Raw genomic sequence first — 16,179 nt, 5'->3', positions numbered from 1 at the left:
GCGATGACTGATCCTCGGGCTGGGGCGGAAGCGGTGCTGCTGCCCGGTTTCGCGGGCACGACGGCGCCGGACTGGTTGCGGCGGCGCCTGGGCGAGGGCCTCGGCGGCGTGATCCTGTTCGGGCGCAACGTGGTCGACGACGAGCAGGTGGCGGCGTTGACCTCGGCGCTGCGGGCCGAACGCGACGACGTGGTGGTCGGCATCGACGAGGAGGGCGGCGACGTCACCCGCCTCGACGTGAACACCGGCTCGTTCGTGCCCGGCCCGCTCGCGCTGGGCGCGGCCGACGACCCGGAGCTCACCACGGCGGTCGCGGCGGCGCTCGGCGAGCGGCTGGCCGCGTGCGGCGTGACGGTGAACCTGGCGCCGTGCGCGGACCTCACGCTCGCGGCGGAGGACCCGATCATCGGGGTCCGCGCGTTCGGGTCGGACCCGGCGAAAGCGTCGCCGCACGTCGCGGCATTCGTGACGGGGCTGCAGAAGTACGGCGTGGCCGCGTGTGCGAAGCACTTCCCCGGCCATGGTGCGGCGACGGAGGATTCGCACGTTTCGCTGCCTGTGCTGCCGCGGACGGTCGACGAACTGCGGGAGATCGAGCTCGTGCCGTTCGCCGCGGCGATCTCGGCGGGCGTGCGGTCGATCATGTCGGGCCACCTGGTGGTCCGCGCGTGGGGCGACGAACCGGCGACTTTGAACCGTGTCGCGCTCACCGAGGTGCTGCGTGGCGAGCTGGGCTTCGACGGCGCGGTGATCACAGACGCGCTGGAGATGGGCGCGGTCTCCGGCTCCTACGGCCGGCACGACGGGCTCGGCGGCGCGGCTGTCCGCGCGCTGGCCGCGGGCGCGGACGCGTTGTGCATCGGCGGGGCGGCGTTCGAGGCGGACACGTTGGACGCCATCACCTCTGCGATCGTGGCCGCGGTTTCGGACGGGACGCTGTCCGCGGAACGGCTCGCGGACGCGGCCGCCCGGACGGCGGCGCTGGGCACCTCGCCGACGCCCGCCGAGCCGCAGCCGGTCGACTACGCGCTGGGCCTCTCGGCGGCTCGCGCGGCCCTGCGGTTCCAGGGCTCGCCGCGGCTGGCGGGTGCGCCGCTGGTCGTCGACGTGAGCACCGACCCGACGATCGCGGCCGGGCCGATGCCGTGGGGCCTGGGCCCGCACCTGACGGAACTGGTGCCGGGCACCCGCGCGTTGACGGTGTCCCCGGCGGACGCCGTGTCCGTGCGTTCGGAGGCTCGTGACTTCGCGAGCGTGGTCGTGGTGACGCGCGAGGCACACCGGCACCCGGCGGTGCTCGCGTTCCTCGCGGAACTGTCCGATGTGGACTACATCCGCGTCGAGACCGGCGTGCCCGGACCGTCGAGCACGGGGCCGCGGATCGACACGTTCAGCGGCTCGTACGTGAGCCTGCGCGCGGCCGCGGAGTACCTCGCCTGACCCCGGTCCGTGGGCGCGGTCCCCCGACCCATGCCCACGGACCGGCCTTCACGTCCGGTTCGGGTCGACCAGGATCTTCGGCCCCGCGCCCGGCGGGCGGCGTCCGGCGAAGACGTCGGCGACCTCGTGGAGCCCGACCGTCGCCGCGACGATCGGCCGTGGGTCGACATCCCCGTCGGCGTAGCGGTCGATCGCCGCCTCGAGGCCGGGCGACGCGCTGAGGATCCCGACGGCGGTCACGTCCTTGAGGGCCAGCAGCCGCGTGTCGATCCCGCTGGGCTCACCGGCGAGTCCGATGTAGACGATCCGGCCCGACGGCTCCACCAGCTCCAGCGCGGCCGCCGGGACGGCCGGGTCGCTGGTGGCGTCCACGACCGCGTCCACCGGCGACGCAGGTGGCTCGGCGGCCGCGGAGAACCCCAGCTCACGCGCGAAGGCGATCGAGTCGGCCGTGGCGCCGACCAGGTGGACCTCGGCGCCGGCCGCGCGCAGGAACATCGCGGTGAGCAGCCCGATCGTGCCCGGCCCGTAGACCGCGACCCGCATGCCGTCCTTCTCGCCCAACGCGGCTTGCGCCGCCCGCAGCGCGTTCCCGCCCGGCTCGACCAGCGCGCCCGCCGTCGGGTCGAGGTGCGGGGGCAGCTCGTGCAGCGACGTCACCGGCACCGCGATCTTCTCCGCCAGCGCCCCGGCCCGCCCACCGCGGATCCCGACTTCCTGCCGGTCCGCGCACACGTGCTGGTGGCCGTTGCGGCACCGCCGGCAGTGGCCGCACCCGAGCATCGTGTCGCCGACGACCCGCCGCCCCACCCACGCGGGATGCACGCCCTCACCCGTCTCGACCACGGTGCCGCACCACTCGTGCCCGATCCGCATCGGGTAGCGCGCCTGGCCGTCGCCGAGGTAATGCATCTCGCCGGTGAAGAACTCGAAGTCCGTACCGCACACCCCCGCGCGCTCCACGGCCACCACGACCTCGCCCATCACCGCGACCGGCTCCGGCACCTCGGCCACCCCGGCCTCGCCGGGCCCGGTGACGACGAAGGCCTTCACCGGTTCGGCCCAGCACGTCGACTCATGCGACCGATGCTAGTGCTCCGCGCCGGCGCCGCGGGTCCTTCGAAGGGCCGGAAATCACTCGCCCGGAGGGAAGTCCGCCGAGCGGCTCACGTCGGCCCACTTCTCGGCCTCAGCCGCGCGTTCCGCCGAAGACCGTGCGGCCAGTTCCACCGCGCCGGCGCCCAGCAGGAGGCGGCGGGGCGGGGCGGCGTGGTCGACGACGTCGACGATGATCTTGGCGGCGCGGGCGGGGTCGCCGGGCCAGGTGGCGGAGTCGGTGCGGCGGCGGTTCATCGCGCCGACGGTTTCGTCGTAGTCGGGGGTCACCGGGTCGACGCGCATGGACGAGCCGGCCCAGTCGGTGCGGAACGCGCCGGGCTCGATGATGAGGACCTTGACGCCGAAGGGGGCGACCTCGTTGGCCAGCACCTCCGAGAAGCCCTCGACCGCGAACTTCGCGGCCTGGTACGCGCCCATGCCGGGCGATCCGCCGACGCGGCCGCCGACCGACGAGAACTGCACGACGTGCCCCGAGCGCTGGGCACGCAGGATCGGCAGGGCGGCCTTGGTGACGTTGACGACGCCGTAGAAGTTAGCGTCCACCTGGGCGCGGAAGTCGTCGTCGGACATTTCTTCGATGGGTGCGGAGTTGGCGTAGCCGGCGTTGTTCACCACGACGTCGAGCGAGCCGAACGCGTCCACCGCCGCCTGCACGGCCGCGCGGGCGGCCGCCGGGTCGGTGACGTCGAGGGCGATGGCGCGCACGCGGTCGCCGTACTGGGCGACGAGGTCGTCGAGCTGTTCGGGCTTGCGAGCGGTCGCGACGAGCCGGTCGCCGTGGTCGAGGACTGCTTTCGCCAGCTCCCGCCCGAAGCCGCGGGAGCTGCCGGTGATGAGCCAGGTCTTGGACATGAGTGCCTTCCGGGAGTTCGTGCCTACCTCTCCATCAGACACCGATCCCGGACGTTCGTCAACCAACCAGTTGGTTAGTTAAGCCACTCCGCACCGCCTCCGTGATCCGCTCCGCCCGCGACACGAGTTCGTCCACCTCCAGCGCCGGCACCGAACCCGTGCGGCTCTCGATCGCCACCCGCGCGATCACCACGGCCGAGCGCACCGCCTCCGCCGCGGCCGCCACGTCGAGCAGCGCCGCGCCGCTCACCTCGGGCAGCCGCCGTTCGGCCGTCGCCAGCACAGAGGCCGCCGCGGTGATCACGTCCGCCGGAGGCCGCCAGGCGTCGAGATCCGACGTCCGCACCGCGAACGCGTCCTGCTCGGCCAGCCGCAGCCCGTGCAGCCAACTGCCGCCATCGCCGCCGCCGGTGCGCGTCAGCAGGGCCGCTGCCTGAGCCAACGCGAGGGCCGCGACGGTCCCGCCGGCCGGCACCGCGGACCCCACCGGCGGCGTCGCCAGGGACTTCAGGAACTCGCTCATGATCTGATCCCGCACGGAAATCCCCTCTCAGCGCCGAATTCGTTCCATACCCGGGTCGACCAACGGCTCCGCGGCCACCGTCGCCGCGACCCGCCGCCCGAAGTACTCGATCTCCACCGCGTCGCCGATGCCGACGGTCCCCGGCAGCCACGCGTACGCGATCGGCCGCCCGACCGTGTAGCCGTACGCCGCACTGGTCACGTAACCCGAAGCAGCACCGTCGACGAACACCGGTTCCTTGCCCAGCACCACCGTCCGCCCGTCGTCCACGGTCAGGCACCGCAACCGCCGCGCGGCCGTCTCCTCCGAACGGCCCTCGATCGCCTCCCGTCCCGAGAACGGACCTTTCGCCGGGCGAACGGCGAACCCGACTCCGGCCTCGTACGGATCGTGCTCGGTGGTCATGTCGGTGCCCCACAGCCGGTAGCCCTTTTCCAGGCGCAAGCTGTTGAACGCCGCCCGGCCGGCCGCGATCACGCCGAGCTCCTGTCCCGCCGCCCACAACGCGTCCCACAGCCGCAGGCCGTTGTCCGCCGAGGTGTAGATCTCCCAGCCGAGCTCGCCCACATAGGACAGTCGCATCGCCGTCACCGGCACCCCGGCGATCCGCGCCGAGCGCGCTCGGAAGTACTTGAGTCCCGCGTGCGAGAAGTCCTCCGCCGACAACGGCTGCACCAGGTCGCGCGCGAGCGGTCCCCACACGCCGACGCAGCACGTGCCCCCGGTGATGTCCCGGACCCGGACCCCGTCAGGCACCAGCGAGTTCAGGTACGCGACATCGATGTTCCCGTTGATCCCGACCTGGAACACCGAAGGCTCCAGCCGCGCCACCGTGACATCACTGCGCACGCCACCGGCATCGTCGAGCATCAGCGTGTAGGTCACCGAACCCACGGACTTGTCGAGCTGGTTCGTCGTCAGCCCCTGCAAGAACGCCAGCGCGCCCGGCCCGCTCACCTCCACGCGCTTGAGCGGCGTCATGTCGTACAGCGCCACCCCGTTGCGCGTGTGCCACGCCTCCGCCGCCACGATCGACGAGTGGAACTGCCCCGCCCACGCGTCGCGCGCCGGCGGCAGGTACTCGTGCGGCAGGCGTTTCACCAGCGGCGCGTTGGCCTCGAACCAGTGCGGCCGCTCCCAGCCGCCCGCCTCCAGGAACACCGCGCCCAGCTCGCGCTGCCGGACGTTGAACGGGCTCACCCGCAGGTCGCGCGGCGAAAGCTTGGGCTGCAACGGGTGCAGCACGTCGTAGATCTCCACGAAGTTCTGCTGCGAGGTCTCGCTCACGTACTCCGGCGCGAGCTGCACCTCCTCGAACCGGTGCACGTCCACCTCGTGCAGATCGGTCTCCGAACGACCGTGCACGAGCAATTCCGCCACGGCCTTCGCGATGCCGGCCGAATGCGTCACCCACACCGCCTCGGCGATCCAGAACCCGCGCACGTGCTCCGACTCCCCCACCAGCGACCCACCGTCGGGAGTGAAGGAGAAGATGCCGTTGAACCCCTCCTCGACCTTCGTGCGGCCGAGCGCGGGCAGCAGCCGCTTGCTCTCCTCCCACGACGGCGCGAAGTCCTCGTCGGTGAACGGCAGCATCGAGGGCATCGACGACTCCGTCACCTCGCCGTCCACGCCGCTGGGTTCGACGGGCATCGGCCGGTGGGCGTACGAGCCGATACCGAGCCGGTCCACGTGCTCCCGGAAGTACAGGTCCTGGTCCTGGTGGCGCAGGATCGGCAGGCTCGCCTCGCTCGTCTCCGTGTTGCAGCCCACCAGCTCCGCGACCTGACCCGTCTTCACGTACTGGTGCGCGAGCGGCAGCAGCGGCACGGACATCCCCGCCAGCGCACCGAGTTCGCGCCCCCAGAACCCGGCGCACGAGACCACGACGTCCGCGGAGAACTCACCGTGGTCCGTCTCGACGCCGGTCACCCGGCCGCCGGCCTGCTTCAGCCCGGTCACCTTCGTCGAGCCCACGAACCGCGCGCCCCGCGATTCGGCACGGCGGGCCAGCGCGACGACCGCGCGCGACGCCTTCGCCAGCCCGTCGGTCGGCACGTACAGCGCGCCGTGGATCCGCGAGCCGTCGAGCAACGGCCAGCGCCGCACGCACTCGTCGACATCGATGAGGTGCGCCTCGACGGCCCACGACGTGGCCCAGCCGTGTTTGCGGTGCAGGTCGTGCCACCGCGCCGGTGTGCTCGCCACCTCCATGCCGCCGACCTGGTTGAAGCACGGCAGCCCGTCGACCTCCAGGCCGCTGAACTTCTCGACGGTGTAGCGCGCGAACTCGGTCATCGTCTTCGACGGGTTGGTCTGGAACACGAGACCGGGCGCGTGCGAGGTGGAGCCGCCCGTCAGCGGCAGCGGCCCCTGATCCAGCACGGTGACGTCGGTCCAGCCGCGCGCGGTGAGCTCGTCGGCGAGGTTGGCGCCCACGATGCCGGCGCCGATGATCACGACTCGGGTCATGAGAAGACACTCCTTACCGGAAGACGACGGTGCTGTTGCCGTTGAGCAGGACGCGGCGTTGGCTGTGCCAGCGGACCGCTCGCGACAGGGCGAGCGCCTCGGCGTCCCGCCCGACGGTGACGAGTTCCCGCGGCGAGTACGTGTGGTCCACGCGCTGCACCTCCTGCTCGATGATCGGGCCCTCGTCGAGGTCGGGCGTCACGTAGTGCGCGGTCGCGCCCACGTACTTCACGCCCCGGTCGTAGGCCTGGTGGTACGGCTTCGCGCCCTTGAACCCCGGCAGGAACGAATGGTGGATGTTGATCGCGCGGCCCGCGAGCTTGCCGCACAGCTCGTCGGAGAGCACCTGCATGTACCGGGCGAGCACGACGAGGTCGATCTCGTGTTCCCACAGCAGGTCCAGCAGCCGCTGCTCGGCTCCGGCCTTCGTCGCGGGAGTCACCGGCACGTGCTCGAACGGCACCCCGGCGGCCTCGACCATCGGGCGCAGGTCCTCGTGGTTCGACACCACGAGCGCGATCCGGGCGCCCAGGCTGCCGGCGCGCCAGCGGAACAGCAGGTCGTTGAGGCAGTGCCCGAACTTCGACACCATCACCAGCACCCGCGGCGCCGTACCGTCGGCGAACTCGAACGCCATGCCGAAGTCACCGGCCACCGGCACGAACGCTCGCCGGAGATCGTCCACAGTGGCCGGCACGGAACAGGTGAAGGAGGTGCGCAGGAACAGCGAGCCGCGCACGTCGTCGTCGAACTGCTGGTGCTCGACGATGTCGCACCCGCGTTCCATCAGGAACGTGGTGACGGCGTGGACGATGCCCGCGCGCTCGGGACACTTCAGTGTCAGCGTGAAGGCCACGGTGCCTCCTCGGTGTACTCGGTGGCGGCGTCGGCCAGCCACGCGGCGAAGTAGCGCGCGAAGGACTGGCGCACGAGCACGGTGAACTCACCGGCCTCGCGGACCAGCAGCACGATTCCGGTGCGGGCCAGCAACGTCTGCACGCAGGTCCCGGGCGGCGACACTGCCGGGTCCAGGTCGATCGCGCAGCCGTGCGCGAGCACGTCGCGCACCGCCGGCCCGGCCAGCCGGACGGTGGTGCGCTGCGCCGACGTATCGGTCACCGCCCCGACCACGATCGCCGGCCGCAGATCCGTCTCGGTCACCGCGCCGGGTCCGGCGAGGACCAGGTACTCGTCCGGCCCCAGCCACAGCACGTCCACGGCGCCGAACGGCCCGCGGCCGGACGTGAAGGTGCACGGCTGGGCCGGCAACGGCACCCCGAGCAGCTCCCCCACGGCGTCATGGCCTTCGCGCACCCGCACGGTGAGCTGCGTCAGGAACGGCCGTTCCTCCGCGATCACGGCGGGCGCGAGGGCGGCCAGCGCGGCCGCGTGGTCCGCGAACGGGGCACGGCGCATCAGGTCAGCCGTCACGACGGGTCCCCTCCTTGTCGAACAGCACGGATTCCGTCACGGTCACCGGCACCACGGCTTCGCCGACCGGCACGTACAGCGTCTGGCCGACGCGTTCCCGCCCGGACCGCACGAGCGCGAGGGCGAACGTGCGGCCCAGCGCGGCGCTGCGGTAGCTCGACGTCACGTGGCCGAGCATGCGCACCGGCGGCTCGGGCACGTGGTCGGACTCGATGAGCTGCGAACCCTCCGGCAGCAGCACGGCCGGGTCCTGCGGCAGCAGGCCGACGAGCTGTTTGCGGTCGGGCCGCAGGTTCTCCGCACGCGTGAAGGACCTCTTCCCGAGGAAGTCGGGCTTCTTCTTCGACACGGCCCAGCTCATGCCGAGGTCCTGCGGGGTCACCGTCGCGTCGGTCTCCTGGCCGATGATCGGGTAGCCCTTCTCGGCGCGCAGCACGTGCATGGTTTCCGTGCCGTACGGCGTGATCCCGTCCTCGGCGCCGGCCGTCAGCAGCGCTTCCCACAGCGTGATCCCGTACCACGAGGGCACATTGATCTCGTACGCCAGCTCACCGGAGAAGCTGATCCGGCAGACGCGGGCGTCGATTCCGGCGACCACCGCGTCCTGCCAGGTCATGAACCCGAAGGCGTCGTTCGCCACGTCAAGCCCGGGCGCCACCTTCGCGAGCACGGCGCGGGAGCGCGGGCCGACGAGCGGGATCGTGGCCCAATGCTCGGTCACCGACGTGGCGAACACGCGCAGGTGCGGCCACTCCGTCTGCAGCCACTCCTCCATCCACTCCAGCACCATCGCCGCGTTGCCGGTGGTCGTGGTGACGAGGAACCGGTCCTCGGCCACGCGGATCACGGTGCCGTCGTCGATGACCATGCCGTCGACCCCGCACATCACTCCGTAGCGGATGCGGCCGACCTTGAGCGAGCTCATCAGGTTCGTGTAAAGCAGGTCGAGGAACGCCGCGGCGTCCGGGCCCTGCACGTCGATCTTGCCCAGCGTGGAGCCGTCCATCAGCGCGACGCCGGTACGGGCGGCGCGGCATTCACGCAGCACGGCCGTTTCCAGGTCCTCCCCGGGCCGCGGGTAGTACCACGGCCGCTTCCACTGGCCGACGTTCTCGAACTCCGCGCCGTGCTCGACGTGCCACGGGTGCAGCGCCGTCACCCGCACCGGGTCGTGCAGGTCGCCGCGGTTGCGCCCGGCCAGCGCGGCGAACGACACGGAGGTGTAGGGCGGGCGGAACGTCGTCGGCCGCTGCCCGGCCAGGTCCCACCCGAGCGCCTCGGCGGTGATGCCCGCGGCGAGCGGCCCGGACGTCTTGCCCTGGTCGTGCGCGGTGCCGATGGTCGTGTAGCGCTTCACGTGCTCCAGCGACCGCAGGCCGGCGCCGGTCGCGCGCAGGACGTCGGACACGGTGGCGTCGCGCTGCAGGTCGACGAATCGGGTGTCCACTTCGGACTCCGCCGCCGGCACCTGCCACAGCACCTTCGCCTCCGGCAGGCCTTCCCCCGCCGCGCTGCCGACCACGCGTACGGCCGGCAGGTCACCGTCCGGGATGTACGCGCCGAGCTCGGGTGCGTAGCGCAGAGTGCCGCGAGCCTGGCTGAACAGGTGCACGGCCGGGTTCCAGCCGCCGGACACGAGCAGCAGGTCGCAGGCGAAGCGATCCCCTTGCGTGGCCCCGAGTTCCGCGACGACCGCCGATGTGATGCGGTCACCCCCGGCGGTGCCGACGACCCCGTGCGCGGTCCGGATTTCGATCCCCCGCGCCGCGGCGTCTTCGCCCAGGCGAGCGGACACGGTGTCCCGCGCGTCGGCGATCACCGTGATCTCCGCACCGGCGTCGGCGAGGTCGAAAGCCGCCGCGTAGGCGCTGTCGTTGGTGGTGAACACGACCGCGCGTCGCCCGGCGAGCACGCCGTAGCGGTTCAGGTACGTCCGCGCCGCGCCGGCGAGCATGATGCCGGGCCGGTCGTTGTCCGGGAACACCACGGGCCGCTCGTGCGCGCCGGTCGCGAGCACGATCCGTTTCGCGCGGATCCGCCACACGCGCTGGCGCGAGATCCGCTCGGGGGCCGCGTTCTCGCCGCGTCGTTCCAGCGCCAGCACGAACCCGTCGTCGTACACGCCGAACGCCGTCGTGCGGGAGAGGAACCGGACGCCGTCGGGGATCGCACCGCTCGGCTCGGGCTGGTCGTCGACCAGGAGCACTCGTCCGGAGGCGCCGGCCGCGGCGGCCAGCCCGGCCGGCCCGGCGCCGACGACCAGGACGTCGCAGTGGATGTGCTTGGCGTCGTAGCGGGCCGGGTCGGGCTCGGCGGCGAGCTTGCCCTGACCGGGCAGGCCGCGGGCGACCAGGCCGTCGTACAACTCGACGGTGGTCGCGCTGAGCATCGGCTCCGGGAACGGCGCTTCGATCTGCACGAGCGCGGTCGCGTCCTCGACGCCGGCCGCGAGGATGCCGCGCGGGCGCCCGTACTTGATGCTCGTGGCCACCTGGTGCACGCCGTTCGCGAGCAGGGCCGAAGCGAGGGTGTCGCCGCGGAAGCCGGTCAGCTCCCGGCCGTCGAACGTGAACTTCAGCGGTGCGGCGCGGTCGACGACGCCGCGGTCGGGCAATCGGGTCACGGGATCACCGGCCTGGGCTCGTCGAGGCGGTAGACCGCCAGGAGGTCGTGGGTGCGGGTGTCGCGCACGGCGTTGAACCACCGGCGGCAGCCCGCGCTGTGGGTCCACCGCTCGGGCAGCGGGCCGCTGGGGTTGGCGCGGAAGAACACGAACTTTGCCCAGTCCTCGTCGGACAGTGCGGCCGGGTCCTGCGGGTAGGCGACGTGCGCTTGGCCGCCGTAGTGGAACTCGGTCTCCTCGCGGGGACCGCACCACGGGCACGGGATGAGTTGCACGGGAGCTCCTAGTGGGCGACGGCTGCGGCGCCGTGCTCGTCGACGAGGGCGCCGGTGGTGAACCGGTCGAGGGTGAACGGCTCGGCGTACGGGTGCGGCTTGCCCTTCGCCACGGTGTGGGCGAAGCAGTCGCCGACGCCGGGCGTGGCTTTGAACCCGCCGGTGCCCCAGCCGCAGTTGACGTAGAGGTTCTCCACGGGCGTGAGGCCGACGATCGGCGACGCGTCGGGCGTGACGTCCACGATCCCGGCCCACGTGCGCAGTAGGTGCGCCCGCGCGAACACCGGGAACAGCTCCAGCGCGGCGGCCATCTGGTCCTCGATGATGTGGAACGCGCCGCGCTGGCCGTAGCCCGCGTAGGAGTCGATACCGGCGCCCATCACGAGCTCGCCCTTGTGCGCCTGGGACACGTACACGTGCACGGCGTTCGACATGACCACGGTCGGGTGCACCGGTTCGAGCAGCTCCGACACGAGCGCCTGCAACGGGTGCGACACCAGCGGCAGGTCGAACCCCGCCATCTTCGCGACCACCGACGAGTGCCCGGCGGCGCACAACGCGACCTTGCCGGCCCCGATCCGGCCCCGCGTCGTGTTGACCGCGGTCACGCGGCCGGCTGTGCTCTCGATGCCCGTGACCTCGCAGTCCTGGATGAGGTCGACGCCCAGCGCGGCGGCCGCGCGGGCGAAACCCCACGCCACGTAGTCGTGCTTCGCGATCCCCGCGCGCGGCTGGTAGGTGGCGCCCAGCACCGGGTACCGCACGTCGGGCAAGGTGTTGACGATCGGGCAGATCTCCCTGACCCCGGCCGCGTCGACCCACTCGGCGTCGATGCCGTTGAGCTTGTTGGCCTCGACGCGGCGAACGCTGTCCCGCACGTCCTGCAGGCTGTGCGCGAGATTGAGCACGCCGCGCTGGCTGAACAGGATCGGGTAGCCGAGGTCCTCCTCCAGGCCTTCCCACAGCTTCAGCGAGTGCTCGTAGATGCCGGAGCTCTCGTCCCAGAGGTAGTTGGACCGGATGATGGTGGTGTTGCGGGCCATGTTGCCGCCCGCGAGCCAGCCTTTCTCCAGCACGGCGACGTTGGTGATGCCGTGGACCTTCGCGAGGTAGTAGGCGGTCGCGAGGCCGTGGCCCCCGCCGCCGACCACGACGACGTCGTAGGACCGCTTCGGCTCCGGGTTGTCCCAGAGGAAGTCCGGGTGTTCGGGCAGGTCGGCGCCGGGGGCCGTCGGGTTCACTGCGGGGCCTCCAAGTCCGGGTACAGCGGGAACCTCGCGGTGAGCGCAGCCACGCGGGCGCGCAGCTTCTCGGCGACGGTTTCGTCGAAACCAGGCAGCAACGCTGTGGCCACGATGTCCGCGACCTCCCGGAACTCGTCGTCACCGAAGCCGCGAGTCGCCAGCGCCGGGGTGCCGATGCGAATGCCCGAGGTGACCATCGGCGGCCGCGGGTCGAACGGCACCGCGTTGCGGTTCACCGTGATCCCCACCGAATGCAGGCCGTCCTCGGCCTGCTTTCCGTCCAACACGGAGTCGCGCAGGTCGGCCAGCACCAGGTGCACGTCGGTGCCGCCGGTCAGCACGGAGATGCCGGCCGCCGTGGTGTCCTCGGCCAGCAGCCGGTCGGCGAGCAGCTTCGCGCCGCGCAACGTCCGCAGCTGGCGTTCGGCGAACTCCGGTTCGGCGGCCATCTTGAACGCCACCGCCTTCGCCGCGATCACGTGCTCCAACGGGCCGCCCTGCTGGCCGGGGAATACCGCGGAGTTCACCTTCTTCGCCAGCTCCGGGTCGTTCGTCAGCACGACGCCGCCGCGCGGGCCGCCGAGGGTCTTGTGCGTGGTCGTGGTCGTGACGTGCGCGTGAGGCACCGGCGACGGGTGCAGCCCGGCGGCCACGAGGCCGGCGAAGTGCGCCATGTCGACCATCAGGTACGCGCCCACCTCGTCGGCGATCTCGCGGAACCGCGCGAAGTCCAGCTGCCGCGGGTAGGCCGACCAGCCGGCGATGATCAGCTTCGGCCGGTGCTCCCGCGCGAGCCGCGCGACCTCGGCCAGGTCCACGCGGAAGTCCTTTTCGGACACCTCGTAGACCGAGACTTCATAGAGCAGGCCGGAGAAGTTGATCCGCATGCCGTGCGTGAGGTGCCCGCCGTGCGCGAGCGCGAGGCCGAGGATGCGGTCGCCGGGCTTGAGCAGCGCGGCCATGGCGGCGGCGTTGGCCTGCGCGCCCGAATGCGGCTGCACGTTCGCGAAGCGGGCGCCGAAGAGCTCCTTGACGCGCTCGCGCGCCAGGTTCTCCAGCACGTCCACGTGCTCGCACCCGCCGTAGTAGCGCCGGCCGGGGTAGCCCTCGGCGTACTTGTTGGTGAGCACCGAGCCCTGCGCCTGCAGCACCGCCGTGGGCGCGAAGTTCTCGCTGGCGATCATCTCCAGCGTCGACTGCTGGCGGCCCAGCTCGGCGCCGATCGCGGCGGCCACGTCCGGGTCGAAGTCCTGCAGGGAGCGGCCGAGCACGGCGCCCGCTTCCCCGATCGTCGAGGTCATTCCTGCCTGCTTCCGTTCGCTGGACTCAGAACTGGCTGGTCGACTTCTGATATATCAATCTTCGATGTAGGGTAGGCGGGGTGAGCACCCAGGTCAACAGCCCGATCCCGGTCAGCGGCCCGTCACTCGCGGAACAGGCCTACCTGTTCATCCGCGACCGCCTCGTCATGCTCGACATCAAACCGGGCGACCCGATCAACGAAGACTGGCTCGGCAGCACGCTCGGCATGGGTCGCACGCCCGTGCGCGAGGCGCTCAAACGCCTCGAGACCGAGCACCTCGTGGTCGCCTACCCACGCCGCGGCACGTTCGCCACCGACGTGAACATCTCCGACCTCGCGCACATCTCTGAGGTGCGCCGCACCCTGGAGCCGATGGCGACGGCAGCCGCGGCCGAGCGCGCGTCGGACGCCGACCGCGCCGGCCTCACGGTGCTGCGCGAGCAGCTCGACACGGCGAACCCGGCCGACAACACCGAACTGCTGCGCACCGACCTCGAACTGCACCGCGCGATCTACGGCTGCGTGCACAACCCGTTCCTCGAGGACACCCTGATCCACTACGACAACCTCGCCACCCGCATCTGGTGTGTGTTCCTGCCGCGCCTGCGCGGCATGGCCGGCCACGTGAACGAGCACCTGCCGCTGCTCACGGCGATCATCGAGGGCGACGCGAAGAAGGCCGCCGACCTCACACTCGACCACGTGACCGGGTTCGAACAGGCGATCCGCGCGCTGATCTAACCTTCGGTCCGCGCGCGGACCCACTCGTGGAACGCGCCGATGTGGTGCTCGCTCGGCACCAGCACCCCGCCGCGGGCGTAGGAACGCGAGTCCATCGCGAGCTGGCACCGTTCGCACGCCTCGAAGTCCTGCAGGTTCACGCGGTGGAACAGCTCCACCGAGCGGTCGAGGTCCGCCCCGGACTCCACCACCTCGGGCAGGTAGAGCCAGTCGCACACCACGAGCGTGCGATCCGGGGCGAGCGGGAACATCCGGTGCAGGATCACGTGGTCCGGCACGAGGTTCACGAACACCTGCGGCCGGATGGTGATCGCGTAGTAGCGGCGGTCCTGGTGCTCCCCCACACCCGGCAGCCGCGTGACGCCGGCGCTGCCGTCCACGGTGAACCCGGCGATCTGTTCGCCGAACTCCGCGCCGTGGCCCACGTAGTACTGCGCGGCGTAGCCGTCGGCGAACTCCGGCAGCACCTCGGTGAGCTCCGGGTGGATCGTCGCGCAGTGGTAGCACTCCATGAAGTTCTCGATGATCTGCTTCCAGTTGGCCTTCACGTCGTACTCGATGCGCCGGCCGAGCGCGAGCCCGTCGAGCCCGTACGCCTCGATCTCCCCCGGCCCGCCGAGCCGGTCCGAGACGTCGGCCATCACCGTGGCCTCGAACGACGGCGGTTCCTCGGCCAGGCACACCCACGCGTAGCCGAGCCACTCGCGCACGGCCAGCTTCGTGAGCCCGAACTCGGTGCGGTCGACGTCGGGCATGCCGGTGAGGTTCGGCGCGGCGATGAGCTTGCCGTCGAGGCCGTAGGTCCACGCGTGGTACATGCACTGGAACGCCCGCTTCACCTGCCCTCGCGCATCGGTACACAGGCGCGCGCCGCGGTGGCGGCACACGTTGAGGAACGCGTTCACCTTCCCGTCGCGGCCGCGGGCGACGAGCACGCTCTCGTGGCCGATCTGCACGGTCTCGAACGTCCCCGCGGTCGGCAGGTCCGCGGTGCGCACGGCGCAGAACCAGTCCGTCTCGAAGATCCGCTCCTGCTCACGGGCGAAGATCTCCGGGTCGGTGTAATGGCGGCCGGACAGCGTCGGCAGGAGGCTCTGCGGGAGGTCGGTGGTGGTCACCGGCGGTGCTCCTCTCGGGGCGGGACGGTCGGTGCGGGCCGGCTCGATGCGGGAGGTGCCGGGCGCGAAAACGGCAGAAGTCACGGGAGAGGCACCACCGGCGTTGATGTTGCGCAGGACGCGCCGGGTTGCTCTCTCCGGAACACAATGCGGGCGCTCGACCGGCGCTGTCAAGGACGGGATTTTCGCGTCACCCGATTACCGGACGCCGCCGCGAACCTGGTGCACGGAAGCGGTTTCGGCTTTACCCCAACGAAAGCCCGTCAGGCCGCGGGGCCCTCGATGGCGCGCCGGAAGAGCGCTTCGATCTCCGGCCGGGTCGGCGGTGGGTCGGCCAGTGCCGCCTGCATGAGCAGGCCGCAGAACAGCCCGGCGAGCAGCCGGCCGGTGAGCGGGTCGGTGCGAGTGGAGAACAACTTGATCAGGGCGTCGTCCCACGCGGCGCTCGCCGGCCGCAGCCGCGGCCGGTGCAGGGCGGCGACGTAGAGGTCGTACTCGACGACCGTGTGCGGGTAGAGCTCGTGGATGTAGCCCATCACCAGATCGGCCAGCGCCGCGGCGAAATCGGCCTCCGGGTCGAGCGCCTGCTCCCACTCCTGAAGCTCGCGCACGTTGCTCGCGGCGGCCTCGTGCAGCGCCACCTCGAGCAGGTCGTCGAGCGTCGCGAAGTGGTAGGTCGTGGAACCGAGCGGCACCCCGGCCGCCGCCGCGACCGCGCGATGGGTCAGCCCGTCGATGCCGCGTTCGGCCACGACCTCGATCGCCGCCTTCGCGATCCGGGCCCGCCGCTCGGGGTCGTTGGGGCCGCGCAGCTTCCTGCCCCCGGCGGTGTCACGCGTCGTCATCGCCGCCAAGCTCCTTCACTCACCGGTCTCGTCGGGCACCGCTGATCGTCGCACGGCCTCGCGCGAACGCCCGGTGTCGGCGCCGAGAACTCGTTGTGGACATGTGTACACGCCTAGCGTACAAATGTACGCACTCGAAGTGCCGCGCGTCACACCCAGCGTGGCAAAAGGCTCTGCGAGCTGCTTGGGAAGG

The 16,179-nt window shown here is 71.6% G+C and carries 14 protein-coding genes; 2 read left to right on the top strand and 12 right to left on the bottom strand.

What is annotated here, in order from left to right; genetic code table 11:
• Nucleotides 1-3 precede the first annotated feature (3 nt).
• On the top strand, nt 4-1,440 hold the full coding sequence (locus K1T34_RS43935) for a glycoside hydrolase family 3 protein (protein WP_220240544.1): 1,437 nt from the start codon (nt 4-6) through the stop codon (nt 1,438-1,440).
• 48 nt (nt 1,441-1,488) lie between these two features.
• Here the strand turns inward: K1T34_RS43935 and K1T34_RS43930 are convergent, their stop codons facing one another.
• From K1T34_RS43930 to glyA, 10 genes are all read right to left on the bottom strand, one after another.
• A complete protein-coding gene (locus K1T34_RS43930; protein WP_220240543.1) occupies nt 1,489-2,493 on the bottom strand; it encodes a zinc-binding dehydrogenase in 1,005 nt (334 codons plus the stop codon).
• Between the two features lie 81 nt (nt 2,494-2,574).
• Nucleotides 2,575-3,411 (bottom strand): oxidoreductase, encoded by an 837-nt coding sequence (locus K1T34_RS43925; protein ID WP_220240542.1) that lies wholly within the window; start codon nt 3,409-3,411, stop codon nt 2,575-2,577.
• 58 nt (nt 3,412-3,469) lie between these two features.
• Nucleotides 3,470-3,934: a hypothetical protein gene (locus K1T34_RS43920; RefSeq protein WP_255638009.1), complete on the bottom strand. Its 465-nt coding sequence runs from the start codon at nt 3,932-3,934 to the stop codon at nt 3,470-3,472.
• A 27-nt stretch (nt 3,935-3,961) separates the two neighbouring features.
• On the bottom strand, nt 3,962-6,406 hold the full coding sequence (locus K1T34_RS43915) for an FAD-dependent oxidoreductase (RefSeq protein WP_220240540.1): 2,445 nt from the start codon (nt 6,404-6,406) through the stop codon (nt 3,962-3,964).
• 13 nt (nt 6,407-6,419) lie between these two features.
• Entirely contained in the window at nt 6,420-7,262 is an 843-nt protein-coding gene (purU, locus tag K1T34_RS43910) for a formyltetrahydrofolate deformylase (protein ID WP_220240539.1), read from the bottom strand.
• On the bottom strand, nt 7,247-7,822 hold the full coding sequence (locus K1T34_RS43905) for a sarcosine oxidase subunit gamma (protein ID WP_220247714.1): 576 nt from the start codon (nt 7,820-7,822) through the stop codon (nt 7,247-7,249). The genes purU and K1T34_RS43905 overlap by 16 nt, the downstream gene beginning before the upstream one ends.
• 4 nt (nt 7,823-7,826) lie before the next feature.
• Nucleotides 7,827-10,460, bottom strand: a complete 2,634-nt coding sequence (locus K1T34_RS43900; protein ID WP_220240538.1) for a 2Fe-2S iron-sulfur cluster-binding protein — start codon at nt 10,458-10,460, stop codon at nt 7,827-7,829.
• A complete protein-coding gene (locus K1T34_RS43895; RefSeq protein ID WP_220240537.1) occupies nt 10,457-10,735 on the bottom strand; it encodes a sarcosine oxidase subunit delta in 279 nt (92 codons plus the stop codon). The genes K1T34_RS43900 and K1T34_RS43895 overlap by 4 nt, the downstream gene beginning before the upstream one ends.
• A gap of 8 nt (nt 10,736-10,743) precedes the next feature.
• Nucleotides 10,744-11,976 (bottom strand): sarcosine oxidase subunit beta family protein, encoded by a 1,233-nt coding sequence (locus tag K1T34_RS43890; protein ID WP_220240536.1) that lies wholly within the window; start codon nt 11,974-11,976, stop codon nt 10,744-10,746.
• Nucleotides 11,973-13,280 (bottom strand): serine hydroxymethyltransferase, encoded by a 1,308-nt coding sequence (glyA, locus tag K1T34_RS43885; protein ID WP_220240535.1) that lies wholly within the window; start codon nt 13,278-13,280, stop codon nt 11,973-11,975. The genes K1T34_RS43890 and glyA overlap by 4 nt, the downstream gene beginning before the upstream one ends.
• Nucleotides 13,281-13,360: 80 nt before the next feature.
• On the opposite strand from glyA, the gene K1T34_RS43880 reads away from it, so the two are divergent.
• Nucleotides 13,361-14,023, top strand: a complete 663-nt coding sequence (locus K1T34_RS43880) for a GntR family transcriptional regulator (RefSeq protein ID WP_220240534.1) — start codon at nt 13,361-13,363, stop codon at nt 14,021-14,023.
• Here K1T34_RS43880 and K1T34_RS43875 read toward each other — a convergent pair.
• Together K1T34_RS43875 and K1T34_RS43870 are read right to left on the bottom strand one after the other, a co-directional pair.
• A complete protein-coding gene (locus tag K1T34_RS43875) occupies nt 14,020-15,141 on the bottom strand; it encodes an aromatic ring-hydroxylating dioxygenase subunit alpha (RefSeq protein ID WP_220240533.1) in 1,122 nt (373 codons plus the stop codon). The two genes, K1T34_RS43880 and K1T34_RS43875, sit on opposite strands and share 4 nt — an antisense overlap.
• A 263-nt stretch (nt 15,142-15,404) precedes the next feature.
• Nucleotides 15,405-15,986, bottom strand: a complete 582-nt coding sequence (locus tag K1T34_RS43870) for a TetR/AcrR family transcriptional regulator (RefSeq protein WP_220240532.1) — start codon at nt 15,984-15,986, stop codon at nt 15,405-15,407.
• Nucleotides 15,987-16,179 lie beyond the last annotated feature (193 nt).

Source organism: Amycolatopsis sp. DSM 110486 (assembly GCF_019468465.1).
Lineage (GTDB): Bacteria > Actinomycetota > Actinomycetes > Mycobacteriales > Pseudonocardiaceae > Amycolatopsis.
This window is presented reverse-complemented; position numbering and strand designations above follow the sequence as displayed.